Source organism: Cystobacter fuscus (assembly GCF_044360685.1).
GTDB classification, from domain to species: Bacteria; Myxococcota; Myxococcia; order Myxococcales; family Myxococcaceae; genus Cystobacter; species Cystobacter fuscus_C.
In genome coordinates this window covers 9976218-10000885 of the sequence record NZ_CP043491.1, presented here as the reverse complement: position 1 = coordinate 10000885, position 24668 = coordinate 9976218, and the positions used below count along the sequence as shown (strand labels likewise).

Annotated in this window: 23 protein-coding genes; 9 read left to right on the top strand and 14 right to left on the bottom strand. The window is 69.3% G+C overall.

Annotated features, from left to right (window positions below):
• Positions 1–11: 11 nt before the first annotated feature.
• The 3 genes from F0U63_RS40990 to F0U63_RS40980 form a co-directional block, all read right to left on the bottom strand.
• Complete coding sequence (locus F0U63_RS40990) at positions 12–1661, bottom strand: DUF2339 domain-containing protein (protein WP_395839134.1); 1650 nt, start codon at positions 1659–1661, stop codon at positions 12–14.
• Between the two features lies 1 nt (position 1662).
• Positions 1663–2013 carry a hypothetical protein gene (locus tag F0U63_RS40985; RefSeq protein ID WP_395839132.1) on the bottom strand — a complete coding sequence of 117 codons (351 nt, stop codon included), beginning with the start codon at positions 2011–2013 and terminating at the stop codon, positions 1663–1665.
• A 156-nt stretch (positions 2014–2169) separates the two neighbouring features.
• The gene (locus tag F0U63_RS40980; protein ID WP_395839129.1) at positions 2170–3336 is read right to left on the bottom strand and encodes a ribonuclease D; all 1167 of its coding nucleotides are present in this window, start codon (positions 3334–3336) and stop codon (positions 2170–2172) included.
• A 76-nt stretch (positions 3337–3412) separates the two neighbouring features.
• On the opposite strand from F0U63_RS40980, the gene ttcA reads away from it, so the two are divergent.
• The 3 genes from ttcA to F0U63_RS40965 are packed head-to-tail and all read left to right on the top strand — an operon-like array spanning position 3413 to position 5920.
• Positions 3413–4273, top strand: coding sequence for a tRNA 2-thiocytidine(32) synthetase TtcA (gene ttcA, locus F0U63_RS40975; protein WP_395839126.1), 861 nt, complete (start codon positions 3413–3415; stop codon positions 4271–4273).
• Positions 4252–5079, top strand: a complete 828-nt coding sequence (locus tag F0U63_RS40970) for a TerB family tellurite resistance protein (protein WP_395839124.1) — start codon at positions 4252–4254, stop codon at positions 5077–5079. Before ttcA ends, F0U63_RS40970 begins: the two co-directional genes overlap by 22 nt.
• Positions 5080–5098: 19 nt before the next feature.
• Positions 5099–5920: a phosphate/phosphite/phosphonate ABC transporter substrate-binding protein gene (locus F0U63_RS40965; RefSeq protein ID WP_395839121.1), complete on the top strand. Its 822-nt coding sequence runs from the start codon at positions 5099–5101 to the stop codon at positions 5918–5920.
• Position 5921: 1 nt separating this feature from the next.
• Here the strand turns inward: F0U63_RS40965 and F0U63_RS40960 are convergent, their stop codons facing one another.
• From F0U63_RS40960 to F0U63_RS40930, 7 genes are all read right to left on the bottom strand, one after another.
• Complete coding sequence (locus tag F0U63_RS40960; RefSeq protein WP_395839119.1) at positions 5922–6749, bottom strand: heme ABC transporter ATP-binding protein; 828 nt, start codon at positions 6747–6749, stop codon at positions 5922–5924.
• A complete protein-coding gene (locus F0U63_RS40955) occupies positions 6746–7825 on the bottom strand; it encodes a FecCD family ABC transporter permease (protein ID WP_395839116.1) in 1080 nt (359 codons plus the stop codon). Before F0U63_RS40955 ends, F0U63_RS40960 begins: the two co-directional genes overlap by 4 nt.
• Positions 7806–8702 carry a hemin ABC transporter substrate-binding protein gene (locus F0U63_RS40950; RefSeq protein WP_395839114.1) on the bottom strand — a complete coding sequence of 299 codons (897 nt, stop codon included), beginning with the start codon at positions 8700–8702 and terminating at the stop codon, positions 7806–7808. Before F0U63_RS40950 ends, F0U63_RS40955 begins: the two co-directional genes overlap by 20 nt.
• 182 nt (positions 8703–8884) lie before the next feature.
• A complete protein-coding gene (locus F0U63_RS40945) occupies positions 8885–9982 on the bottom strand; it encodes a serine/threonine protein kinase (protein WP_395839111.1) in 1098 nt (365 codons plus the stop codon).
• A gap of 143 nt (positions 9983–10125) precedes the next feature.
• On the bottom strand, positions 10126–13125 hold the full coding sequence (locus tag F0U63_RS40940) for a choice-of-anchor D domain-containing protein (protein ID WP_395839109.1): 3000 nt from the start codon (positions 13123–13125) through the stop codon (positions 10126–10128).
• A 201-nt stretch (positions 13126–13326) separates the two neighbouring features.
• The gene (locus tag F0U63_RS40935) at positions 13327–14181 is read right to left on the bottom strand and encodes an alpha/beta fold hydrolase (protein WP_395839106.1); all 855 of its coding nucleotides are present in this window, start codon (positions 14179–14181) and stop codon (positions 13327–13329) included.
• A gap of 363 nt (positions 14182–14544) precedes the next feature.
• Positions 14545–14715: a hypothetical protein gene (locus F0U63_RS40930; protein ID WP_395839104.1), complete on the bottom strand. Its 171-nt coding sequence runs from the start codon at positions 14713–14715 to the stop codon at positions 14545–14547.
• A 269-nt stretch (positions 14716–14984) separates the two neighbouring features.
• Between F0U63_RS40930 and F0U63_RS40925 the strand changes: the two genes are divergently transcribed.
• The 3 genes from F0U63_RS40925 (at position 14985) to F0U63_RS40915 (ending at position 16942) form a co-directional block, all read left to right on the top strand.
• Entirely contained in the window at positions 14985–15401 is a 417-nt protein-coding gene (locus F0U63_RS40925; protein ID WP_395839102.1) for a hypothetical protein, read from the top strand.
• Between the two features lie 69 nt (positions 15402–15470).
• Positions 15471–15899 (top strand): hypothetical protein, encoded by a 429-nt coding sequence (locus F0U63_RS40920; protein ID WP_395839100.1) that lies wholly within the window; start codon positions 15471–15473, stop codon positions 15897–15899.
• 53 nt (positions 15900–15952) lie between these two features.
• Positions 15953–16942, top strand: a complete 990-nt coding sequence (locus F0U63_RS40915; protein WP_395839098.1) for a bile acid:sodium symporter family protein — start codon at positions 15953–15955, stop codon at positions 16940–16942.
• A 45-nt stretch (positions 16943–16987) separates the two neighbouring features.
• On the opposite strand, the gene F0U63_RS40910 is transcribed toward F0U63_RS40915, so the two are convergent.
• The 4 genes from F0U63_RS40910 to F0U63_RS40895 are packed head-to-tail and all read right to left on the bottom strand — an operon-like array spanning position 16988 to position 21329.
• The gene (locus tag F0U63_RS40910) at positions 16988–17977 is read right to left on the bottom strand and encodes a Gfo/Idh/MocA family protein (RefSeq protein ID WP_395839096.1); all 990 of its coding nucleotides are present in this window, start codon (positions 17975–17977) and stop codon (positions 16988–16990) included.
• A 45-nt stretch (positions 17978–18022) separates the two neighbouring features.
• Positions 18023–18712, bottom strand: coding sequence for a Coq4 family protein (locus F0U63_RS40905; protein ID WP_395839094.1), 690 nt, complete (start codon positions 18710–18712; stop codon positions 18023–18025).
• 11 nt (positions 18713–18723) lie between these two features.
• Positions 18724–19530, bottom strand: a complete 807-nt coding sequence (locus tag F0U63_RS40900) for an SDR family NAD(P)-dependent oxidoreductase (RefSeq protein WP_395839091.1) — start codon at positions 19528–19530, stop codon at positions 18724–18726.
• Positions 19527–21329, bottom strand: a complete 1803-nt coding sequence (locus tag F0U63_RS40895; protein ID WP_395839088.1) for a flavin-containing monooxygenase — start codon at positions 21327–21329, stop codon at positions 19527–19529. The genes F0U63_RS40900 and F0U63_RS40895 overlap by 4 nt, the downstream gene beginning before the upstream one ends.
• A 93-nt stretch (positions 21330–21422) precedes the next feature.
• Between F0U63_RS40895 and F0U63_RS40890 the strand changes: the two genes are divergently transcribed.
• From F0U63_RS40890 to F0U63_RS40880, 3 genes are all read left to right on the top strand, one after another.
• On the top strand, positions 21423–22010 hold the full coding sequence (locus F0U63_RS40890; protein ID WP_395839084.1) for a TetR family transcriptional regulator: 588 nt from the start codon (positions 21423–21425) through the stop codon (positions 22008–22010).
• A 26-nt stretch (positions 22011–22036) separates the two neighbouring features.
• The gene (locus F0U63_RS40885; protein WP_395839081.1) at positions 22037–23017 is read left to right on the top strand and encodes an alpha/beta hydrolase; all 981 of its coding nucleotides are present in this window, start codon (positions 22037–22039) and stop codon (positions 23015–23017) included.
• Positions 23018–23305: 288 nt separating this feature from the next.
• Entirely contained in the window at positions 23306–24664 is a 1359-nt protein-coding gene (locus tag F0U63_RS40880; RefSeq protein WP_395839079.1) for a spinster family MFS transporter, read from the top strand.
• Positions 24665–24668: the final 4 nt, after the last annotated feature.

Here is a 24668-nt window from a genome sequence, read left to right as displayed (position 1 = left end):
ACGAAGGGGACTCAGCCGCGCGGGGCGCGTACCCGGGTATAGACGTACGAGACGGCCAGCAGCATCACCCCGAGCATCAGGAAGGTGAGGATGCGCTGGTCGGGGGGCAGTCCCGACAGGTCCACGAACATCAGCCGGCCGACGGTGAAGGCGAGCACGCCGAGGCCCACGAAGCGGTACCAGCGCTCGTGCACGGCGAAGCCCAGGAGGAACAGTCCCGAGGCGGCCACGCCCCAGCCGAGGGTGGTGAGCTCCCCTGGCATCACCTCGCCCAGCAGCCACACCCCGGCGAGTCCCGCGCCCACGGCGCACAGGGCCTGGAGCGCGGTGCGGCCCCTTCCCGTCACCGGAGCCGGCAGGCGGCCGTCCAGGGGCACCACGGTGGCGCGCTCGACGAGCGTGAAGCTCACGAGCAGCGCGGCATCCAGGAGCGCGCGGCCCGAGGGGGGCAGCCAGGTGGCGCCCAGGGCCACGTAGAGCAAGGCCACCGCCACCGCTTGCAAGGCCCCCGCGCCCAGCGCGCGTCCGGCGAGCCCCGCCGCGAGCCCCACCGCCGTCCACGTGTGCACGAGCGCGGCGTCCTCGAATTCCGTGGGGACGCCCAGGGCGAGGGTGAGCACCCCCGTGGCGAGGTAGGCCTGGAAGAGCGCGGAGGAGGCGCCGCGCCACCGGGCCGCCGCGCCGCCCACGCCCTGGGCGAGCGCTACCGCGACGAAGAAGGCGAAGAGGCGGGGCCGGTCCCAGCGCTCCACCTCCACGGCGCCCAGGGAGAGCAGCCCCACCCAGTTGAGCAGCGCGAAGGCGAGCCCGGCCCTGCGCGACAACTCCCGCGGGTAGAGCAGCAGCGCCACGGAGAAGAGCACGTAGTAGAGCACCAGGAAGGCGAGGCTCAACGCCAGCCGCTCGTGCGCGGGCTGTCCCGGGGCGATGGCCTCCGTGCGCATGGCCCACACCACGTGCGTGGAGTAGACGGCCACCAGGCTCGACAGGGGGACGATCACCCAGCGGTTCTTCACCAGGAAGAAGAGCGCGCCGGCCGCCAGCAGGCTGGTGGACATCAGGGTGAAGAGGGTGATGTCGCTGAGCATCCCCGTGTGCAGCCCGAGGAAGAGCGCGATGCCCGCCACCGTCTCCGAGTGCATGCGCTGGGCGATCACCACGATGGCCACGGTGTTGAGCGCCAGCAGCACGAGCGCCAGCACCTCGCTGTCGATGACGCGCACCGCGGGCACGAAGTGCAACGCGTACGTGACGAAGTAGGCGAGCGCGAGCCCTCCGCCGAAGACGATGCGCCCGAAGAGCTCGTGGCGCCGCGACAGCCAGAGTCCCAGCGCGGACAGTCCCGCGCTCAGCAGGTAGCCCGCGCCCACGCGCGCGAGCACGCCCAGGTCCCCGAAGTGGTAGATGATGAGGAAGGAGAAGCCGAGGATCAGCGCCACGATGCCCGCCCGGCTCAGCCAGTACGTGCCCAGGTGCGCTTCCAGGTCGCGCGTCTCCGGAACGGGGCCGGTTTCAGTGGGGAGCGGGGGTGCTTCGGGCACGAGGGGCCGCGGGGGCGCGGCCGTCGCTTCCAGGTGGGCGATGCGGGTCTCCAGCCGGGACACCGTCTCTTCCAGCCGCCGCACCACCTCCGCCAGGTTCCGCGACTCTTCCTCCGCCATGTCAGGTGAATAGCAGCGGCCGGCAGGCCCGGGCCAGCCGCAGCGCATCGCGGGCGAGCCCGTGGCTGGCCGCGTTCCCGTCCAGCCAGGCGGCGCGCGCCACCTGGTTGCTCAGCTCGAAGCACAGCGTCGCCGTGCGGCGGGACAACTGGCTGTCCTTGCGCAGCGCCCGCACGTTCAGATCGCACAGCTCCGCGCACTGGCGCAGCAGGCGTATGGGCTCACTGTCGGCGCGCATGCCGCTTGCCACCAACTGCTTCATCGCCGCCTCGCAGGATGCCTGACAGCTCTGGCTCGCCACGATGCATTGATTGATGTCCACCGTCGCGCCACCGAGTCGCACTCCAGACATGCCCGCCACCTCCACAACCGCTCCCAAGCTACGCACGTTCCCCAGGGCCGCAACCGGTCCGATCGTTCAGCGACCGACATGTCCGCTTTCCTTCACACCGCCGCCGCGCGCCCTCGGCCCGTCCATTGGGAGCACACATCGGCGTACCCGGGGGAGTCACGCCTGGACGGGGTACTGCGATAGCACCGCGAGGATCCCCTCGCCATAGAGACCCACGCGTTTGTCGCCCAGGTAGGGCAGGGCGCGCAGCTCGTCGAGGTTCGCCGGGGGACGGGACACGAGGGCATCGAAGAGTGTGTTGGGCAACACCACGGAGGGGGTGACCTTGCGCGCCGTCGCCTGCTCCGAGCGCCAGGCCTTGAGCGCGTCCTCGCGCTTGCGCCGGTTGGCGTCGCGCGGGCCCTTCTCCTCCACCTCCGGCTTGAGCTCGCCCTGGCGGGACTTCTCGAGCAGCTCGCGCACCAGGGCGATCACCTCCTCGCCGTGCGAGCGCACGAAGGCCCCGCGCACGCCGGCGGCCCGGGCCAGCTCCTTGGTGTTGCCAGGCGGTTTGATCGCGATGTCGGTGATGGCCATGTTGGAGAGCGTGCGCCCCATGGGGACGTTCTCCGCCTCGGCCCACTCCAGGCGCTTCTTGTGCAGGGCCTGGGCGATGGCGTTGGCCAGCAGCAACTGTGCCGGGGACAGTCCGCCCTTGGGCAGCTTGGGCTTGAACTCCGCCCCCACGTCGGGCCGGGCCGCGGCCTCGTCGCACATGCGCTGGCAGTCGAGCAGCACCTCCTCGAGCACGTCCGCCTTGCGGCACTCCTCGCGCACCTGGCGGCCGAGCTCCACGAGGTAGCGCACGTCGTTGGCGATGTAGTCGCGCATCCCCGGGGGCAGCGGCCGCAGGGCGAAGTCCGACTGTTGGTGCTCCTTGGGCAATTCCACGCCCAGCCGCTCGCGCGCGAGATCCGCCAGGCCCACCTTGGGCCAGCCCAAGAGCGTGGCGGCGCGGTGCGTGTCGAAGAGGCCGCGCACGCGCACGCCCGCCTCGGCCAGGAAGGGCAGGTCTCCCGAGGCGGCGTGGAAGAACTTGGTGCGCTCGGGGTCCTCCATCACCCGCGCGAGCAGCGAGGGGTGCACGCCGGGCTGGAGCGTGTCGAACAGGAAGACGTCCGTGTCCGTGGCGAGCTGGAGGAAGCACAGGCGGGCGCGAAAGGAGTGCATCGCGTCCGTCTCCACATCCACGGACAGCTCGCGCGCCTGCTCCAGCGTGCGGGCGGCCGCTTGCGCGGCCTCGGCGTCCTCGATGTCCTGTGCTCCCGTGGGAAAGGTCGGCATGGCGGAAAGCAGGCTAGCGGACCGGCCCTCCACGTGGAGGGTGTTTTTTCCGCCATCGCCGCTAGGATGACACCCAATGAATCCCGATGTGCTCCGCCTGGAAAAGAACCTGCTCGGCCACATGGGCCGTGCCATTTCGGACTACTCCCTCATCTCCGAGGGAGACCGCGTCATGGTGGGGGTGTCGGGAGGCAAGGATTCCTACACCCTGCTCTACCTGCTGCGCGAACTGCAGCGCCGCGCCCCAGTGAAATTCGACTTGCTGGCGGTGAACCTGGATCAGGGCCACCCGGGTTTTCCGGCGCACGTGCTGGAGGGGTGGTTCAAGAGCGAGGGCTTCGCCTACAAGATGCTCAAGGAGGACACCTACTCGGTGGTCCTCGAGAAGACGCCGCCGGGCAAGACGCAGTGCACGGTGTGCTCGCGCCTGCGCCGCGGCATCCTCTACACGGCGGCGGTGGAGCTGGGCTGCAACAAGATCGCGCTCGGCCACCACCGCGACGACCTCGTCCACACGCTCCTGCTCAACCTCTTCTTCGCCGGCTCGCTCAAGGCGATGCCGCCGGTGCTCAAGAGCGATGATGGCCGCAACACCGTCATCCGCCCGCTGTGCTACGCGCCGGAGAAGGACATCGCCGCGTACGCCGCGCTCAAGCAGTTCCCCATCATCCCGTGCGACCTGTGCGGCTCGCAGGAGAACCTGCAGCGCAAGCGCATGCAGAAGCTGGTGGAGGAGCTGGGCCGCGACATCCCCAACGTGCGCCAGAGCGTGTTGTCCGCCATGAGCAACGTGCGCCCGAGCCACTTGATGGACCGGGAGCTCTTCGATTTCTCCGCGCTCGCGTCCGAGGGCGCGCCGCCTGTGGACACGCAGGCACAACACGACGGTGGCTCGAACGAAGGGAGGGTGGGCGGATGCCTCGAGAACAGGCAGTGAAGGCGCGCAAGGAGCGCAACGCGGCACTGGTGGAAGTGATGTTGCTGGCGGCCATGGCCGACGGCAAGGTGACGCAGCTGGAGCTGCAGACGCTGCTCCGCCGCGTCATCGAGCGCCCCGAGTTCGAGGGCACCAGGCCCGAGGAGCTCAACGCCCTGGTGGAGGCGAGCGCCAAGCGGCTGTCCAAGGCGCATGACCTGGAGGAGATCCTCACCTCGCTGCGCGAGCGCCTGGTGGGCCACAAGTCGCGGATGCTCGGCTTCGGGCTGGCGGCGGCCATCGCGTTCGCGGACCACCGGGCCACGCGCGCGGAGCTGGGCCTGCTCAAGCTCTTCCAGGCCGCGCTCGGCATCTCCGAGGACGAGGTGGCGCAGATCATCGACGTCATCGAGGGCGGTGGCAGCCTGTCCGAGGCGCTGGGCGAGCCGCTCGAGCGCCTGTACGCCGAGGTGATGGTGTTGGTGAGCGCCGCGGACGGCAAGCTCAAGGAGGCCGAGGCGCGCGAGCTGGTGGAGAGCTTCGCGTCGGATCCGCTCTTCCACAACGTGAGTCCCGAGCGGGCGCAGGACTTCGTGAGCGAGGCGGTGTCGGCGCTCGTGGCCGAGGGACTGCCCCAGCGCCTGCACGTGCTCGCGCATGGGCTGACGACGCACGCCCAGCGGCTCAAGGCCTACCGGCTGGCGACGAAGATCGCGCACGCGGGCGGGCAGGAGCCCACGGCGGCCGAGCAGCGCATCCTCCACATCCTCCAGGCGACCTTCGGGCTGGCGGACGACGAGGTGGCACGGCTGGACCGGCAGGCCTGAGCGAGGAGCCCCGCCCGACATGCCCGTTCCGCCTCCCGCGCAGAGCCGCGTCGCCTTCCGGTTCGGTCTGCCTCCCTCGCTGGGCAACGCGCCCGCGCTTGAGCGGGCCGAGCCCCTCAACGCGTTCCTCGCGCGCGCGCTGGGCCGCAAGGTGGAGGTGGGCGTGGCGTCCAGCTACGAGGCGCTCGCCAAGGATCTGCTCGCGGGCCGGGCGGATGCCATCTGGGCGCCGCCCTTCGTGTGCGCGCGCGTGGAGGCACTGGGGGTGCGGGTGCTGGCGCGGGGCGTGCGGCGCGGCCGTTCCTCCTACCGCTCGGCGCTGGTGTCGCGCGCGGACGCGGGGCTCACGCTGGAGGGGCTGCGGGGCAAGCGCGTGGCGTGGGTGGACCGGGAGTCGGTGGGCGGCTATCTGCTGCCGGCGGCGTACCTGAAGGCCCGGGGCCTGGATCCCACCAAGGTGTTCTCCTCGCAGCTCTTCACCGGTTCGTACCGGGCGGCGCTGGAGGCGGTGCGCGAGGGCCACGCGGACGTGGCGGGTGTGTTCTGCCCGCCGGAGTCCACCGGGCTCACGCACGCGGATGGCGTGGAGGTGGTGTTGCCGGGGCAGGGCGGGGCGTTCTCCCTGCTCGCCTACACGGAGGAGGCACCCAATGACGGGGTGCCCGTGGGCATGGGCGTGGCGCCCGAGCTCGTGGCGCTCCTGGAGCGCGCCTTCCTGGGGCTGCACGAGGGCGAGGAGGGCCGGCGCCTGCTGGAGGGCATCTTCGTCGCGGATCGCTTCGAGCCGGCGCCCCGCATGGGCTACCGCGCGCTCTATCGCGTGGCGCTCGCCAGTCTCTAGCTCAGGCCCTCGGGACGTGCGCACGCGGGGCATGCGCGTGCTGCTCTCCGGAGATGATGAGCGGGCACTCGAGCCAGGGGTGGGGCAGGGCCGTCATGGGGTAGCCGAACGCCCGGGTGAGCACCTCCGTCGTCATCACCTCGTGCGGCGTCCCGAAGGCGAGCACGCGCCGCTCGGCGAGCACGAGCACCTTGTCCGCGTACTGCGAGACGAGGTTCAGGTCGTGGAGGATGAGCAGCGCCGCCACGCCTTCCCGCGTCAGCTCCTTCACCAGTTGCAGGGTGCGGTGCTGGTGGGCGACGTCCAGGGCGCTCGTGGGCTCGTCCAGGAGGATCAGCCGCTGTCCGGGTGAGCCGTGGAGCTGGGCGAGCGCGCGCGCCAGGTGGACGCGCTGCTGCTCTCCTCCGGACAGCGTCAGGTAGTCGCGCCCCTCGTAGCCGCCCAGTCCGACCCGCGCCAGGCAGTCGCGTGCGATGCGCACGTCCTCATGCGACTCCGGCCGGTGGCGCAGGTGGGGAATCCTTCCCAGCATCACCACCTCCAGCACCTCGGAGGCGAAGGGGAGGTTCGTGCTCTGCGGGACCACCGCCCGCCGCCGCGCCAGCTCCTCGCGCGGCTGGCTCACCAGGGGCGCGCCGAAGACGCGCACCTCGCCCCGCTGGCCGACCATCTCCCCCGTCAGGTGGTTGAGCAGCGTGCTCTTGCCCGCGCCATTGCGCCCGATGACGGCCAGGAACTCGCCCGGCTCCAGGGTCAGATCAATGCCGGTGAGCAGCGGGGTGGCGCCGATCTGGCAGTGCAGGTGACGGACTTCGAGGGCCGCGTTCATGAGACGGGGAGCCTCCGCTGTCTCAGGAGCAGGTAGAGGAAGAAGGGGGCACCGGTGAGCGCGGTCACGATGCCGATGGGCAGCTCGGAGGGGATGACGACGGTGCGCGAGACCAGGTCCGCGAGCACCAGGAGCGCCGCGCCGAGCAGCGCCGACAGGGGCAGGAGCACCCGGTGGTTGGGCCCCAGCCAGAGCCGGATGAGGTGCGGCACCACCAGCCCCGCGAAGCCGATCATCCCCGAGAAGGCCACCGCCGCGCCCACGCCCAGGGCCACGAGCGCCACGAGCTGCCACTTGAGCCGCTCCACGGAGATGCCCAGGTGGCTCGCGTTCGACTCGCCCAGCATCAGGGCGTTGAGCGGGTTGGACAGCAGCGTCATGCCCACGGCGCACACCAGCACGAGCGGCGCCAGCGTGGACACCGAGTCCCAGGTCGCTCCCGACAGGGAGCCGAGCTGCCAGAAGGCGAGCGTGCGCAGCTGATCATCCGTGGACAGGTAGGTGAAGAGGCCCGTGCCCGCCATGCACAGGGCGTTGATGGCCACTCCGCACAGCAGCATCGTCGCCACCTGGGTCCTGCCGTTGCCCCGCGAGAGCGAGGAGATGACGAGGATGGCCCCGAGGCTGCCCCCGAACGCCGCCACCGGCTGGGTGTGGAGGCCGAGCAGGTTCACCTTGAGCACGGTGATGGCGGCCACCGCGAGCGAGGCGCCTCCGGAGACGCCGAGCAGACCGGGATCGGCCAGGGGGTTGCGGAACAGGCCCTGGAGGGCCGCGCCCGCGATGGCGAGCGCCGCGCCCACCAGTGCCCCCATGAGGACGCGGGGCAGGCGGACGGCGTGGATCACCGCGGCTTGCTGATCCGTGAAGGTGGCGAAGGGGGGGAGGCCCACCTTCGCGAGGAGGATGGAGACCACCTGGGCGGGGCTCATGGACATGGCTCCCGCGCCCATGGAGACGATCATGCACCCGGCCAGCAGGGGCACGAGCACGAGCATCCCCCGGACGCGCCGGCTCCGGGCGGAGGGCACGTGGGTGACGGACGGCTCCGGTTGATCAAGGCCGAGCGTTCGCATGGAGGGCCGTGAAGAGGGATTCGGCGAAGAGCGGGAAGCGGGGACCCACCCAGCGCACGGTGTCGTCCACGGCGATGACCTTCGAGTTCTTGCCCGCGGGCGTCAGGGCCACGCCCGGCAGCTTCAGGGCTCCGGCCACGCCTCCCACGGCCTCCAGGCTGCGGTGGAGCATGATGATGGCGTCCGGGGCGGCCATCACCATGCCCTCGGCCGTCAGCGCCTTGGTGCCCGTGGTGAAGTCCGCGGCGTTCTGTCCGCCCACCAGCTCGATGAGCACGTGCACGCCCGTGTCCCGTCCATACACGAAGGCCTCGCCCGGCCCGTGCGCGTAGATGAAGAGGATGCGCGGCTTCTTCTTCGTCGCGGCGATGCGCTTGTTCAGCTCCGCCAGCCGCTGGTCGATCTCCCGCGTCATCTTCTGGCCGGCCTCGGGGATGTCGAAGAGCCGCGCCACGGCGTCGATGCGCCGCTTGAGTCCGGCGACTCCATCCTTCGAGGAGTTCTCCAGCACCAGCACGGGGATGCGCGCGCCCCGGAGCTGCGCGGCGGTGGCGGCGTCCAGGTTCTCCTGGCTGGCCAGCACGACGTCCGGCTGGAGGCTGATGACGCCCTCGACGCTGGGGTGGTAGGGATGGCCCACCTTGGCGATCTTCGCCTGCTCCGGGGGGAAGTTGCCCCCCACGTCGGTGCCCACCACGGTGCCGCCCTTGCCGAGCCCGAAGAGGATCTCCACCAGCGAGGAGTTGATGGCCACCACCCGCTTGGGCGGGGCGATCTCCACCGTCTGCCCGTCGGCCCCCTTCACCGGCGCGGCGGAGGCCAGGGGACTGACGAGCAGCGTCCCCGTGAACAGCATCGAAATGGCGAGAGCTCTCATGGTGGCTGCGCTCCGGGAAAGGGCCGGTGTCGGGCCCCCCCTGGCCGGGTGCTCACCCGTCCGTGGGAGGGGCGAATTTGAGTTTGATTCTCAAATTCAAACCTGGGGCGGAGACCTTCCCTTCTCCTGGAGGTGCTGTCAAGCGAAGCGTCGGAGGGGGCCGGGCGGGGACGTCCCGGCGATCACTTGCCCTTCGAGCCGTCATCACCCGGGCGGGGCACCTTCGCGGCGGGCCGGCCGGGGGTGGAGCCGCCGGTCTGTGGCTTGCGCGCGGGCGCGGGGCTCGCGGCGGAGGGCTTGGGGCGCGGAGCCTGGGCCGCGCCCACCTTGGTCTCCGACGAGGAGCTGATCTCCCGAGCCAGCCGGGGGTCGAACTGGATGACGGTGGGCTCGCTGGCGAAGCGCTCCTCCTCCAGCTCCGTGGCGTACAGCTCCTTCATGAAGGCGGTGAGGTGGGCCTGGGTGCTGGCGAGCCGCTCGGAGACGAGGAAGTCCTCGAGCGCGAGCTGGAAGTCCCCCGCGCTCTGGAAGCGCTCCTCGCGCCGGCGCGCCAGCGCCTTCATCACCACCGCGTCCAGGGACTTGGGGATGCCGGGCACCACTTCGGACGGGGGCAGCACGCGCGCGCCCACCACGGCCTTGAGGGTGGCCATGTCCGTGTCCCGTTTGAACAGCCGCTGGTGGGTGAGCAGCTCGTAGAAGACGGTGCCCAGGCCGTACACGTCCGAGCGCGCGTCGAGCTCCTCGCCCCGCGCCTGCTCCGGGGACATGTACGCGTGCTTGCCCTTGATGGTGCCGACGACCGTCTGGGACAGCTTGCCCACGGCCTTGGCCACCCCGAAGTCGATGAGCTTCACGTTGCCGTTGAAGCCCACGAGTACGTTCTGGGGGGACACGTCCCGGTGGATGAGCCCCAGCTTGCGGCCCGAGGGAGTGCGCGCCTGGTGCGCGTGGCCCAGGCCCGCCGCCGCGTCCGCGATGATGCGGCACTTGAGCCCCAGCGGCAGCCCGCCCTTGCGCTGCCGGGCGTGCACGTTCACCTGGCTGACGGCCTCGCCGTGGACGTACTCCATGGCGATGTAGAGCACCCCGTCCACGTCTCCCAGGTCGTAGATCTGCGCGATGTTCGGGTGGTTGAGCACCCCGGCGATGCGCGCCTCATCCAGGAACATGTGGATGAATTCGGGGTCCTCGGACAGGTGCGGCAGGAGCCGCTTGACCACCAGCAGCTTCTGGAAGCCCACGGGCCCCGTTTGACGGGCCAGGAAGACCTGACCCATTCCGCCAGTCGCCAGTTTGCGCAGCAGTTCGTAACGGCCGAAGGTTTCCACGAGAGGCGCCCACCATAACCGCCTCCGGGCCACCAGCGGAAGGGTTCCCGCCCGGGTCCGGGCGGGAATCCACCGGCAGTGGGGGCCGCCGCTCAGGGGGCCGCGCAGACGCTGCGGTAGCGCACCTCGATGGTCTGGCCCGTCACCGGCACCGCCCCGTTCTTGAAGACGACGGTGTTGTGCTGGGTGTCATAGGTCCACTTGTCCACACCGACCGTCGTGCCGCCCACGCGCACGGACATCTCCGCCAGGCCATTGGGCGTGGCCGTCAGGGGGAAGTCCGCCTGGGGGCCGCCGGCGCGCTTGAGCAGGTTGTCCAGGAAGGGGCCGTAGTCGCTCTGGCAGATGGAGTCCACCGCGCCGCCGGTGCGCTGGGCGACGGTGGAGAAGCGCGTGCCGGGCCCGCCCGCGGTGGTGCAGCGCGCGTCGGTGGGCACCAGGGCGTACATCTGGCTGCGGTGCGCCATGCCCGTGCCCTTGAGGGCCTGGAGGAACTGCACGTAGCTCTCCGGCTCGAAGCCCGAGTGGTCGTCCTCGTCGGACACCACCACCACCGCCAGCCGGGCCGTGGCGCGCAGGAAGCCCAGGTTGCCGTCGTTGGGCAGCGGGGTGCGCGGATCATCCGCGCTGGTGGCCAGGGGCGAGGACAGGCCCTGGCGCATCGTCTCCAGGCCCTGCACCAGGTTGTGGCACAGCCCCAGCGCGTCGATGTTGGCCTGCACCCCCTGGGCCGCCGTGGCCGAGCTGCTCGAGAGCGTGCGCGGGCGGGTGCCGTCCGCCGGGACGAGCCGGCCCGCGTCGCCGCCCGCCGTGGCGTTGGCGCACGCCGGCGAGCGCGTGCTCAGACCCGTGCTGGTGACGCCGATGCGCACGTCCACGCCCGCCTGCCGTGCCCGCTCCAGCCACCCGGGCATAGCCGCCTTCAGCCGCGCCTGGAAGTCCTGCATGGTGGTGGTGTTGCTCACCACGAAGAGCACGTCGAGCTGGCTGTCGGTGCCCTGGATGAAGCGGTCGAGCTGCAGGCCCTCGTGGTTCGTCTCCGCCAGCAGGGGAATCATCAGCGGCGTGGGCTCGGCCTGCTCCTTCACGAAGAAGGGGCTGTAGTGCTGGCCGAGCACGTTGCGCGCATAGGAGAACTCCAGCTCGAAGCCCTCGCCGGGCGCGAGCGTGCGCGGCAGGGAGAGGGGCGAGAGGAGCTGGTACTGGTCGCTCGTGCCCGCGCCGATGCGCGTCTCCGTCACGGCCACCGGCGTGGCGCACTGGTTGGAGACGAGCGTGCGCCGGGGCGTCGTCGCGCAGTCATAGCGGATGGGTCCGAAGTCCACGAAGGCCGGTGCCGCCACCAGGCAGCTGCCGCGCGACGTGCCGCGCAGGGGCAGCGTCACCGTGGGGTTGGCCGGATCGTTCACCGTGAGCTTGAGTTCGCCCACGTAGTCGCCCGCCGCGGGCGGACGGAAGGACACCATGGCGCTGAAGGCCGTGTCGAAGGGCACCACCCCGCCGACGATCTTCCCGCCCGGCATGGTGAAGGCGCCGCCCGCGTCGTTGGAGATGTGGATGTCCTTCACCGCGCACTCGGCCCGGCCCGCGTTGTCGAAGCGGAAGCCCAGCACCGCGCCGCGCCCCGGCTCCAGGTTGCCGAAGTCCATCTCCGGCTGCGGCTTGAGCGTGAAGACGCACGCGCCCGTCTCCCGCGCGCTGCCCGTCAAGAGGATGGTGCGCTCGGGGTTGAACAGGTCATCCGACACGAGCACCAGCGTGGCCTGCCAGGCGCCCGATGCCTTGGGCTCGTAGTACACCGTCAGGTCCAACGCGTCCGTGCCCGGCGCGATGGGCAGGTCGTCCGTCTCCAGCGCGGGCCAGGCACTGCCCGGCTTCCAGGGCTGGGGCGCCTTGCCTCGCTGAATGACGTCCACCGAGAAGTGCTCCACGTTCCCGGTGGCCTTCACCCCGCGGAAGTACAGGTTGCCCGTGGTGCCCGCGTTGGTGATGCGGATCGTCTTGCCCACCTTGCCGCCCGCGGGCAGCTCGCCGAAGTCCAGCGCCAGCGGGGCCACCGCCAGCGTGGGCCGGCCGCCTCTCGCGTCCAGCCCCACCTCGGTCGTGCGCGGCTTGTCCGACTGGTAGCCCACCGTGAGCTTGCCCGTGTTGGGCCCGGAGAAGCGCGCCGCGAACTGCATGGGCAGCTGCACCACCTCGCCCGGCTTCACCTCCGTGGCCGTCATGGCATTGAGCGGCGTGAAGGCGGGGTCGCTCGTGTTGAGCGCCTGGATGGTGACGGGCCGCCAGGTGATGTTGCGCGCCCGCGTGAAGGAGCGCGTGGTCTCGTGCACGGGAATCGAGTCGAAGGGCACCGGCGCCGGATCGAACTCGAAGGCGCTCGCCACCGAGCGGCCCGTGAGTCCCGCGACGGTGGGCGTGCACGTGGCGCATGGCCGCACCTCCACCTGTGCCTTCATCTGTCCGAGGTCTCGCGGGAAGTACTTCGTCTCGAGCTGGTAGGTGGCCAGCGGCGGCACGGTGATGTTCTCCGCGCTGAAGGCCGCGGCGGCCTCGCCCTTCACCTCCACGCTCAGCGGCAGATCCACCGGGTTGGTGATGGTCAGCCGCAGCACGCGCTCGCTGTCCACCTCGAGCGTCTCGAAGTCGAGCACCTCGGGCTCCATGCGCACCGTCAGCGGCCCGCCCTGGCCCAGCACGCGCACCGTGTGCTCCTTGCCCGAGCTGGCGTCCGTCCGCACCTGGAACGAGGACTCGCTGCCCCCTTCCGCGAGCGGGTGGAAGCGCACCTTCACCAGCTTCTCCTCGCCGGGCATCAGCCGCGAGTCCCCGTCGAAGGACACCTCATAGGAGGGGTTGTCCCCGAGCTTCAGCGCCTCCAGCGCATGGAAGGGCACGTAGCCCACGTTGCGCAGGCGCACGACCTTCTCGCGCCACTCGCCGACCGGCACCTCGCCAAAATCGAGCGCGTTCGTATCCACCGCCGCCGTGGCCTGGACCGCCCGGGTCTCTCCCGTCTCGTGGCACGCCGCCAGGAGCCCCGCCAACAGCGACAACTTGATGAGCCGCCTACCGCCTCGCTCTTTCATCATCACCCGTCCCCGCCTCGCACCCAATTCCTGCGCTGCTCTCATCAAATTCCGTACCAGTCCAAGCGGCCGATCACGGATGAGGAATTTCGGGGGGTTGTGGGCGAAAGGGGAGGTGTAGGTGTTGGACCGACGGAAAGGGTTTGCCCTGGGGGGTGAACGAGTTTTCACCCTCGGCTGGTAGGGAGGTGGGAAACCGGCGCCTCAGGGCGTGATGAAATCCACCAGCGCACGGGCCACGGCCTCGGGTGTGTCCATGTGGACGTGGTGACCACCAGGAATCTCCTGGGGAGGCCGGGCGAGGCGCAGGGCCTCGAGGCGCGTCCGGTGGCGGTCCTCGTCGAAGCGCAGGCCCTGGGCGCCGAGCAGCAGCTGCACCGGACAGGAGACGGCGGCGCTCAGGGCGAGCCACTGGGCCTCGTCGAAGGCCTGGGCGAAGCGGCGGCGGTGGGTGGGGTCGAAGGTGAAGGAGACGCCGCCTTCCACGGGCTCGGTGCCATGGCGCGCCAGGTGGATCGCCGCGGAGCCGGACAGGTCCGGGTTGTTCTCGCGCAGCCGCGCGGCCGCCGCCGCCACGTGGGGGTAGACCTTGCGGTGGGGCGGGCGCTGCAGGTCCTCCAGGAAGCCGCGCAGGCGCGACACGGCCCTGTCGGGCGCGCCCGCCTGGGGGCCGAGGCTCTCGATGAGGGTGAGGCTGAGCATGCGCTCGGGACGCGCGGCGGCGTACGCCGTGGCGATGATGCCCCCGAGCGAGTGGCCGACGAAGTGCGCCGCCTCCAGCCCGGTGGCGCGCAGCACGGCCTCCACGTCCACGAGGTAGTCGCCGTAGTGGTAGCTGGCGGGGCGCGGCAGCCACGCGCTGCGGCCCATGCCGCGCAGGTCGAACAGCACCAGCCGCCAGGTGTCCGGCAGGTGCTCGGTGAGCATGTCGAAGCTGTGCGAGTGGTCCAACCAGCCATGCAGGAAGAGGACGGCGGGCGAACCCGAGGCGTTGCGCTGGCGCGCGTGAAGGGCGAGCCCGTGGGCATCGACGATCAACGGCTCGAAGGCGGAAGGCAAGGCAGAGCACTCCTGGTGGGCGCGCGAGGGGCGGCAGCCTATCAGGTGGGCTTCCGATGTCCGGGGTTGAGGAACGTGCTCGAGGTGGTGGAGAAGACCTCGGGCGTCTTCCGCTGGAGCCAGGTCTTCCCGAGGCTCACCGAGGCGATGCGGGACAAGCCCGCCGTGTGGGAGGGCCTGGTGCGTGGGCCTGGGCTCGCGCCGCATTCCCTCCAGGCCCTGGCCAACTGGGCATTTGGCGACTTCATCTTCAACGTCGAGTCAGATGCCTGCTTCGACGTGAACAAGGCGCGCCGTTTCGGTGCGGGCGCTCAAGCTGCTCCCGGCCTGAGTCCGGATGGACCCGGCCTGGGTGGGGCGGGCTCACGCCGAGGGCTGGCTGGGCTGCTCCGAGGGGACCGAGAGCACCAGCGCGAGCTGCCGGGCCTGTCCCTCGGTGCTGCAGCGGTACTCCTGCACCTTGCCACTGTGGGTATGCAGGCGCAGCACCCAGATGTCCGCTTCCTTCGACACGACCGAACGAGCATTCGACATGGTCTTCCCCCGTGTTTTCGACCTTCGTTCGTCTTGATTCCTAAGCAGTTCCCATGCCATGCCCGGCTTTTGCCGTTACCCAATGAATCCAGGGATTTGGCCTTTGCCCATGACTCCAGGGGTGACGCTTTTTGACACAGGTGGGTCAAAACGTACAAGTCACCTCATCATTTCGTGGAATGGGAGTGAAACAAGAATTCATTGTTTTCATGGATTGAACAGTTCAAGATGGGAGGAATCTTTCCACCCCGACGAAGAGAGGTCTCTCCATGAAAGCCCCTCAGCTGCTGACCGCGTTGACCGTGCTGTGCCCCGCCCTGGCGTGGAGCGCTCCGACGCACAACGTCATGTCGAACCAGGGCCTCTACGTGAGCGAGCCGGGCGCGGCCTCCCAGAACATCACCTCCGCCGACATGACCTTCGTCTGGACAGAGGGCACCACCAACGCGTTCGGTCTGGCCAAGGCCTGGGTCGCCACCGGGGATGCCTATGAGTTCCAGCTCGCCTCCGTGACGGCCCCCACGACGGCCACGACCATCCAGGGGCTGTGGAACATCAGCAAGAACGGGACGCTGCTGTGCGCGAGCTGCGCGGGACAGGTCTACGGCTTCTATGGCTCCTTCAAGTTCTACTCCAACAATGGCTATCACTTCAGTGGCTTCATCTCGAGCCGTTACGACTACTGAGCACGGCCGACTGGAGCGTCAGACTCCCCCGGTAGCTTGAGCTTCCACCCAACGAAGAGAGGTTTCTCCATGAAAGCCACCCATCTGCTGTCCGCGTTGTGCGTGCTGTTGCCCACCCTGGCGTGGAGCGCTCCGACGCACAGCATCTGGTCGAACCAGGGCTATGTCCTGCAAGTGCCGGGCGTCTACGTCTACGTGCCCTCCGCCAACATGACCTTCAACTGGACGGAGGGCACCAGCCTCGCGTTCGTCAACGTTCAGGCCAAGGGGCCCGCGGACGAGCTCTATGCGTTCCAGCTCGTCTCCGTGACGGCCCCCACGACGGCCGATGAGATCAAGGGGCTGTGGAACATCAGCAAGAACGGGGCGCCGTTGTGCACGGGCTGCGCGGGAAGCGCCTACGGGCTCAGCCAGCCCCTCAACAGCTACTTCAAGATCTACGCCGGTAACTCCAGCTACCACATCAGCGGTTTCATCACGAACCGCTACGATTACTGAGCGCGGTGGCTCCCGGCCATTCGCGAGGCTCTCCGTCTCCGCGCGAAAGGCCCATGTCCCTCCTGTCCCGACTCCGACCTGATACCTTCACCCTGGCGCTGGCCGGGACCGTGGTGCTGGCGACCCTGCTCCCCCTGCGGGGTCCCGCCGTTCCCCTGTTCGACGCGGTGACGAACGCGGCCATCGCGCTGCTGTTCTTCCTGCATGGCGCCCGCCTGTCGCGCGAGGCGGTGCTCGAGGGGGCGACGAACTGGAAGCTGCACCTGGTGGTGCTGGCCTCCACCTTCGTGCTTTTTCCCCTGCTCGGGCTGGGGCTGCGCTGGGGGCTGCGCGGCTGGCTCGCGCCCGAGCTCGGGCTGGGGGTGCTGTTCCTGTGCCTCTTGCCCTCCACGGTGCAGTCCTCCATCGCGTTCACCGCCCTGGCGCGCGGCAACGTGGCGGCGGCGGTGTGCAGCGCCTCCGCCTCGAACCTGCTGGGCGTCGTCCTCACGCCCGTGCTGGTGGGTCTGCTCTTGAATCAGCGCGGAGGCGGTATCTCCGGGCAGGCGGTGGGGGCCATCTTCGCCCAGCTCTTCGTGCCCTTCGTGACGGGACACCTGCTGCGCCCCTGGATTGGCGCCTGGGTCGGGCGCCACCGCGCGGTGCTGGCGCTCGTCGACCGGGGCTCCATCCTGCTCGTGGTCTACACGGCGTTCAGCGAGGCGGTGGTCAACGGGCTCTGGTCCCAGTTGGGCGCGAGGGACCTGGGGGTGCTGGGGCTGGTGAGCGCGGTGCTGCTCGCGGCGGTGCTGGGGCTCACCACGTGGCTCAGCCGGCGGCTGGGCTTCTCGCGCGAGGATGAGATCGCCATCGTCTTCTGTGGCTCGAAGAAGAGCCTGGCCAGTGGCGTGCCCATGGCGGGTGTGCTCTTCCCACCGGCCACGGTGGGCGCCCTGGTGCTGCCACTGATGCTCTTCCACCAGCTCCAGCTCATGGTGTGCGCGGTGCTCGCGCGCCGCTATGCCCGGACGTGGCCTCGGGAGGCATCCCAGGGCACCCCCTGAGACGGGGTGGGGCTCGACGCTGTCTTCAGTTGGTGGGCACGGCCTTCATGTGTGGGCACGGGGCTCGAGCCCGGCGGCGCGGTAGACCGTGTCGATCAGGCGCATGTTGGCGATCGAGTCCTCGAGCGTGACGAGCGGCGCCGCACCCTTCAGCACCACGCTCGCGAACTGCCGCAACTGGTGGGTGTAGGTGGCCTCGCTCTTCACCCGCTCCCTGCGCTTCTGACCTCTGCTCACCACCGTCAGGTGATGATAGAGCTGCGGCATCGTGGGGTTGAACACCCGCAGCCAGCCCTCGCTGCCGCGCACGTGGAGGCTGATCTCGAGCAGCTTGCGCGACCACAACGAGCACTCCATGGAGCCGGTGCTGCCATCCTCGAAGGTGAAGTCGGCCTCCATGGCGCGGTCCACACCGGGCGAGCGCAACGTGGCGCGCGCCGAGCTCACCTGGGGCTCCTTGCCGGTCACCGTGCGCAGCATGTGCAGGGCGTAGCTGCCCACGTCCATGGTGGCGCCGCCGGAGAGGTCGAGGCGGAAGCGGATGTCGTTGCGCATGGGGAGCGGGATGCACATCGCCGTGTGCACGTGCTCGATGCGGCCGAGCTCGCCCGCCCGCAGCACCTCGAGCACCCGCGCCATCAGCGGATGGAAGCGGTAGTGGAAGGCCTCCATCAACACGCGGCCGTTGCGGCGCGCGGCTTCGGCCATCCGCACGGCCTCGCTCTCGTTGCTGGCCAGCGGCTTCTCGCACAACACGTGTTTGCCGGCCTCGAGCGCGCGAATGGTCCACTCGGCGTGCAGGCTGTTGGGCAAGGGATTGTAGATGGCGTCGATCTCGGGATCGTCGAGCAGCGCTTGATAACCCGTATGCACCTTGGGAACGCCGTGGCGCCTGGCGAACGCGTGAGCCCGTGTGGCGTCGCGCGCGGCCACCGCCGTGACGAGCACGGTGGGGACCGCGGGCAAGGAGCGCATGATGGCAAAGGGCGTGATGCGAGCCGCACCGAGCAGGCCGAGACGTAAGCGCTTTTCCATGGCCCGCAGGCTAACAAGAATTCTCGGGCGGGGAGGGCGATGCCGTCAGTTCATCCGCTGCGCGGGAGCGCACAGCCGCGCGCTGAGCGTGGCCACGGGGGTCTCCCAGTGCTCCTCGAACGGGAAGTCGAGGAACTGCTGGGACGCGCGGCCACGCTGGTACGCGGCCCGGACCCGCCGCAGGTACTCGGACCGCCCGACGGACCGCGGCGCCTTGAGGTGTTCGAGCGTGCTGAACATCAGGATGAACGCCGCGGTCCGGATCCCCAGGTTGCCCAGGGCGTATGCCTGCAGCTCCATCTCGCCCATCACGTCCGTGGCGTAGCCCGTCAGCACGTGCAACAGATCATGCGTCTCGCGGTAGCGCTTGCCAATGAAGTCGACGTCGTTCTTGAGCTCGAGCGTCGTCTCGAAGGGGGAGATCTTGTTGTCGCGGAAGTAGCGCGCGAACTCGTGGCCGAGCGTTCCCGGGGGCAGGCGCTCCAGCGCGGCCAGGTCCAGCTCCTTGCCCTGCAGGGAAGGGCGCTCGGACAGCAGGCGGCGTCCCTCCTCGCTGCGCTGGAGTTGCTGGACGAGTGAGGCGTAGACGTTGAGGTCCAGGCAGATGTTGATGAGCTGGCCGCAGGTGGGATTCGCTGGATCGTGCCTGAGCACATTCAGGCACTGGCGCGCCACGCTCAGGCGGGTGAGCAGGGTGGCGTTGTCTGGCAGGGACAGGGTGTTGGGATCGATCATGGGAGTCGTTCCTATTGTGGCAACAAACTGCTCATCTGATTGAGGATGAACCGCGCCGCGCGCTGGGGGTTCAGTCTGTAGATGGCGTCCATGAACCTGGAGTCGGAGCCTACCAGGACGCGGTAGCGGTTGTTCTCGATGCCTTCGAGGATGATCTGCGCGGCCTTGGCGGGGGCGAGCATCTTGATGGACGTGTCCCCGCTCTTCACTTGCAGGGTGTTCATCACCCCCGAGTTCGCCGCGATGTTCGTGCCAATTGCCCCGGGGAAGACCACGGTGACCCGCACGTTCGTCCCCATCAGCTCCGAGTTCAAACCCTCCGTCAGCAGTTTGACGGCCGCCTTGGCGGCTCCGTAGATGGTCTGTCCCGGCACGGGCAGGAAGCCCCCCATGCTGGAGATGTTCGTGATGTGCGCCTCCGGGCGTGCGAGCAGGTGGGGCAGGAACGCCTTGGTCATGTAGAGCGTGCCGAACAGGTTGACGTTCATCACCCGGTCGATCGCCGCGTAATCGAGGTCCTTCAGCTTGACGAAGGGTTGGATGACGCCCGCGTTGTTGATGATGCCGTCGACCGCCCCGAAGCGGGAGATGACCTGCTCCGGGAGTGCCTCCACCACGGCCCGGTCCGTGATGTTCACGGTGTAGGTGGCCAGGTTGGCCCGGTTCACCCCCGCGAGCGCGACGGTCTCCTCGAGGGCGGACGCGTTGATGTCCACGGCGGCGACGCTCGCGCCCCTGGACAGAAGCGCGAGGACGAGCTCCCTGCCCATGCCATTTCCGCCGCCGGTCACGACGATGATCTTGTTCTGGACCTTCATGGCTGTGTTCTCGTGAGTTCCAGGCCCGCGAGCTCGTCTCCCTCGCGCCAGTTGCGCAGCAGCTCGATGAACTCGATCGTTCCGCCCGAGAAAGGAGCGTTGCGCATCGTGCTCGGGGGAGGCGGGGCGCCCTCGTTGTTGAAGTAGCCCGGCGTGCATTCGACACCGCCGAAGGAGGCCTGCTTCATGAGGCTGCCGAGGATCACCTCCCACCACTGCTGCTGCGCCTGCTCCGTCGCCTCGACGGTCTCGATGCCCTGCTTCAGGCAACGCCCGATGATGTAGGCGGCGTGTTGCGATTGCTCGTTGAGGATGGAAACGAAATTGATCGCCCACCCGCTCTGGGTGAGGCTGAACATCAAGAGGTTCGGATAGCCGCGGCTGTGCATGCCGTGCAGCGTCGCCGCGCCTTCGGCCCAGCTCTCGCGCAGGGACTTGCCGCCGCGCCCGTGGATGTCGAAGCCGAGCCGGCGGGTATACTCGGAGGAGATCTCGAAGCCCGAGGCGTAGATGAGGCAGTCGACCTCGTACTCCTTGCCCTTCACCACCACGCCGGTGGAGGTGATGCGCTCCACGCCCTTGCCCTCGGTGTCGACGAGCTGGACGTTGGGACGGTTGAACGTGTCCAGGTACTCGTCGTGGAAGCAGGGCCGCTTGCACATCTGGTTGTAGTAGGGCTTGAGCGCCTCGGCCGTCGCCGGATCCTTGACGATGGCGTCCACCCGCGCGCGGATCTCCTCCATCTTGCGGAAGTCCGCCAACTGGCGCAGCTCGGCGGCCTGCTCGGGGGTCTCCGCGCGGCGGCTGTCATTGTCCTGGAAGATGTAGGTCCAACCGTCCCGCACCATGTCGACGTCCTGCTGGCGGCCGGAGACGAGCGCGGTGAAGTTGAGGATGCGCTCCTGCTGCCAGCCGGGCTTGAGCGTCTTCACCCATTCCGGATCCGTCGGCTGGTTGTCGCGCACGCCGACGCCCGAGGGCGTGCGCTGGAAGACGTACAACTGTTTGGCCGCGGCCCCGAGGTGGGGGATGGCCTGGACCGAGGTCGCGCCCGTGCCGATGATGCCCACGCGCTTGTCGGCCAGCTTGTCCATACCGCTCGTGGGGCTGCCACCGGTATAGGCATAGTCCCACCGGCTGGTGTGGAAGCTGTGGCCCTTGAAGGTCTCGATTCCCGGGATGCCGGGCAGCTTCGCCTTGTGGAGGATGCCACCGGCGATGATGACGAACCGCGCCGCGAGCTTGTCGCCCCGGTCCGTCGTGACGCTCCACCGCCTGGCGTCCTCGTCCCAGTGCATCTGCTCGACCTCGGTCTGGAACAGCGCCGCCTTGTAGAGGTCGAACTGGCGGCCGATGCGCTGGCAGTGGGCGAAGATCTCCGGCGCCTTGGCGTACTTCTCCGTCGGCATGTAGCCGGTTTCCTCGAGCAGCGGCAGGTAGATATAGGATTCCACGTCGCACGCCGCGCCCGGATAGCGGTTCCAGTACCAGGTGCCGCCGAAGTCGCCGCCCTTCTCGATGATGCGGATGGACTCCACGCCCGCCTGGCGCAGCCGCACCCCGGCGAGCATGCCGCCAAAGCCACCGCCGACAATCAGCACGTCGATCTTCTCGGTCACCGCCGGACGGGTGAAGCCGGGCTCGACGTAGGGATCCTTGTCGAAGTCCGCGTAGACGCCGCTGAGGTCGACGTACTGCGCGTTGCCGTCCGCACGCAGCCGCTTCTCGCGCTCGAGCCGGTACTTCTCCTTCAGCGCTTCCGGAGAGAACGAGACCTCACCCTTCTTCGACGCAATCATCCGCCCACTTCCTTTCGGCTCGACAGCCGCGGGACATGTACACGGCTGTGTACATCATGGACATAGCCCAGTCGTTGTCGTAAGTAAACACCCGTGTACATCTCTGGCCGGACGGAGCCGAAGAAAGCGACGCGCCAGCGCGATGCCGAGCGCACGCGCACCGCGATCCTCAACGCCGCGCGGACGCTGTTCTCGACGCGGGGCTTCGCCAATACCGGCGTGCGAGACGTGGCGGAGCTCGCCGGGGTGAATTCCGCGCTCGTCGGCCGCTACTTCGGTTCGAAGGAGGGGCTGTTCCGGGCGACGCTGGAGCAGTTGATCGACATCTCCCCCATGCTGCGCGGAGAGCGGTGCCGCTTTGGAGCGGACATGGTGGCGGCCCTCTTCGACACGCGGGACGCATCGGGCCCGTTGGCGATGATGATCCTCTCGGCGGCCGACCCCGCGGCACATGCGGCGAGCGTCGAGTTTCTCCAGACGAAGGTGATCGCCCCGTTGGCCAGATGGCTGGGCGCACCGGACGGCGAGGGGCGGGCGGCGCGGCTCAACGTCCTCTGGAGCGGCTTCCTCACCAGTTGGAGGTTGCTGCCCCTCCAGCCACTCGCCGGGGCGCGCCTCGCCTCCACCCGCCGGTGGCTGGCGGCCACGACCCAGGCGATCGTCGACGAAGGCGAGGCCTGAACTGACACGAATGAAGGAGCAGAGACATGAAGCAAGCCGCGAATCCGTTCCACCCTGACCTGCAACGCGCCGCGCGCCTCATTCCGAACGTCACGATGTCCCAGCCGGTGCTCGCGGTGATGCGGTTCCTCACCCGCCTCCAGCGGACGCCCCGCGTCCCCGAGGACGTGGCCGTGGAGGACGTGCGGGTGCCCGGGTCCGCGGGGGCGCCACCCGTGCGCGTGCGGACCTATCGGCCCCGGACGGTCCAGGGTCCGACGCCGGCTCTCCTGTGGATTCACGGGGGCGGATACGTCATCGGCCGGCCGGAGCAGGACGATGTTCTTTGCGTCGAGTTCGCGCGTGAGCTGGGCATCCTCGTCGCCTCGGTGGATTACCGGCTGGCACCCGAGCACCCCTTCCCGGCACCGCTGGAGGACTGCTACGCGGCGCTGCGGTGGCTCTTCGCCCAGGCGGGGGTGCTCGGCGTCCTCTCCGAGCGCATCGCCATTGGCGGGGCGAGCGCTGGCGGGGGTCTCACGGCGGCACTGGCTCAGCTGGCGCACGATCGCGGGGAGGTTCGGCCCGCCTTCCAGCTGCTCGTCTACCCGATGCTGGACGACCGCACGACGACGCGCACGGACATCGACGGCACGAGCCACCGCGCCTGGAACCAGGGCAGCAACGTGTTCGGCTGGAGGTCCTACCTGGGGCGCGAGCCGGGGGGGGCGCAGGTGCCGGCGCATGCGGCGCCCGCGCGGCGCGAGGAGCTCTCGGGACTGCCTCCGGCCTGGTTGGGCGTGGGCACCTGCGACCTCTTCCACGACGAGGATCTCGCGTACGCCAGACGCCTGGATGCCGCCGGCGTGCCGTGCGACGTCGCCGTGGTGCCTGGTGCCTTCCACGGTTTCGACGTCATCACCCGCGGTGCTGGAGTCGCGCGCGACTTCCGTGGGGTCTACACGGCCGCGCTTCGTCGAGCCCTGTTCCCGGCACCTGGCGTCGCGGAGCGCGCGAAGTCGGGCTGAGTGGTGTGGCCCTCGAGTCTTGTTTTCCCCAGGGCTGGACCTGAAGATGTCCAATCCAGAGGTGTCCGAGGTGGAGAATCGCGACGTCATGCTCCGTGCCGCCGAGTGGGTGGAAGGGGGCGTTGGTGGGCCAGCCCCGATGCCCCGAGCGGCCCGCTGCTCAGCTCGCTCCTCGCCGGACTCTCGGGCCTGTCGCCCGTTCACATCATCCAGGGCACCGGTGACATTTCCCTCGCCATGCGGTCCAGGCGCGGTCGGCCGTGCCCTGTCATCTCAGAGGAGTTTTCCTTGATCAACGGCGCAAACCGGCAGCGGGTTCAGGCGGGTGGAGTTCTGCTCCTGCTCTTCCTCGCCAACCTTCTCAACTTCTTCGATCGCACCATTCCGGCCATCATCACCGAGCCGCTCCGCAAGGAGTACGGCCTGAGTGATTTGCAACTGGGGCTCGTCTTCACGGCCTTCACCCTGGTGTACGCCGTCGCGGGCCTCCCACTCGGCGGGCTGGCGGACACGGGCGCGCGTCGCAAGGTGCTCGGCTGGGGGCTGGTGGTGTGGAGCGCCTTCACCGGGCTCAACGCCCTGGCGTGGAACTACGCCTCCTTCTTCCTCATGCGCCTGGGCGTCGGGGTGGGCGAGGCCAGCTACGCGCCGGCGGCCAGTTCGCTCATCTCCGACCTGTACCCCGCGAACCGACGGGCGCGCGCCACGGGCATCTACATGTTGGGGTTGCCGGCGGGGCTGATGCTCGCCTTCTTCACCGTGGGCGGCATGGTGTCGGCCTTTGGCTCCTGGCGGGCGCCCTTCGTCATCGCCGCTCTGCCGGGGATGGTGCTGGCGCTCTTCATGTTCCGCATCCGGGAGCCGGCGCGCGGGGCGAGCGAGGTGGCTGGCGTTTCGCGACACCCCATCGAGCAGCCCATCCGCACGCTGCTGCGCACCCGCACGCTCCTCTGGCTGACCCTCTCGGGGGTGACGCTCAACTTCGCCTCGTACGCGGGCAACAGCTTCCTGGTGCCGCTGTTGCAACGCTACTTCGGGCTGCCGCTGGTGCGGGCGGCGGTGGTGACTGGCTTCATCACGGGCGTCACCGGGTTGGTGGGGCTGACGCTCGGCGGTTGGGTCGCCGACCGGATGCACGCGCGGTCAGAGCGGGGCCGCCTCCTCTTCGGGGCCGTCAGCCTGCTGGCGGGCGCGCTCGGCACGGGGCTCGCGCTGCTCTCGGGCCGGGGGTCGGTACCCCTGTTCGCCATGTGCTTCGGGCTGGGTTGGCTCGGGCTCTACAACTTCTACACGACCGTCTACCCGGCCATTCACGACGTGGTGGATCCACGCCTGAGGGCGCGGGCGGTGGCACTCGTCTTCGCGGGCATCTACGTGCTCGGCGGCGCCCTGGGCTCGGCCGTGGTGGGCGGGCTCTCCGACGCCTTCACCCTCGCCGCGATGCGCGAGGCGGGGGCTGGCGAGGTGACGGAGGCCTTCAAGGCGATGGGACTGCACAGCGCCATGTTCCTCGTTCCAGTGATGCTTCTGTTCACCTCGCTGTTCATCTATCTGGCCTCACGCACCTTCGTGGCCGACGCGCGGCGGATTCGGGAAGAGCTGGCGCGTGAGGCGGAAGGGGAGTGGGGATTGCGGAAGGCCGCATGACTCG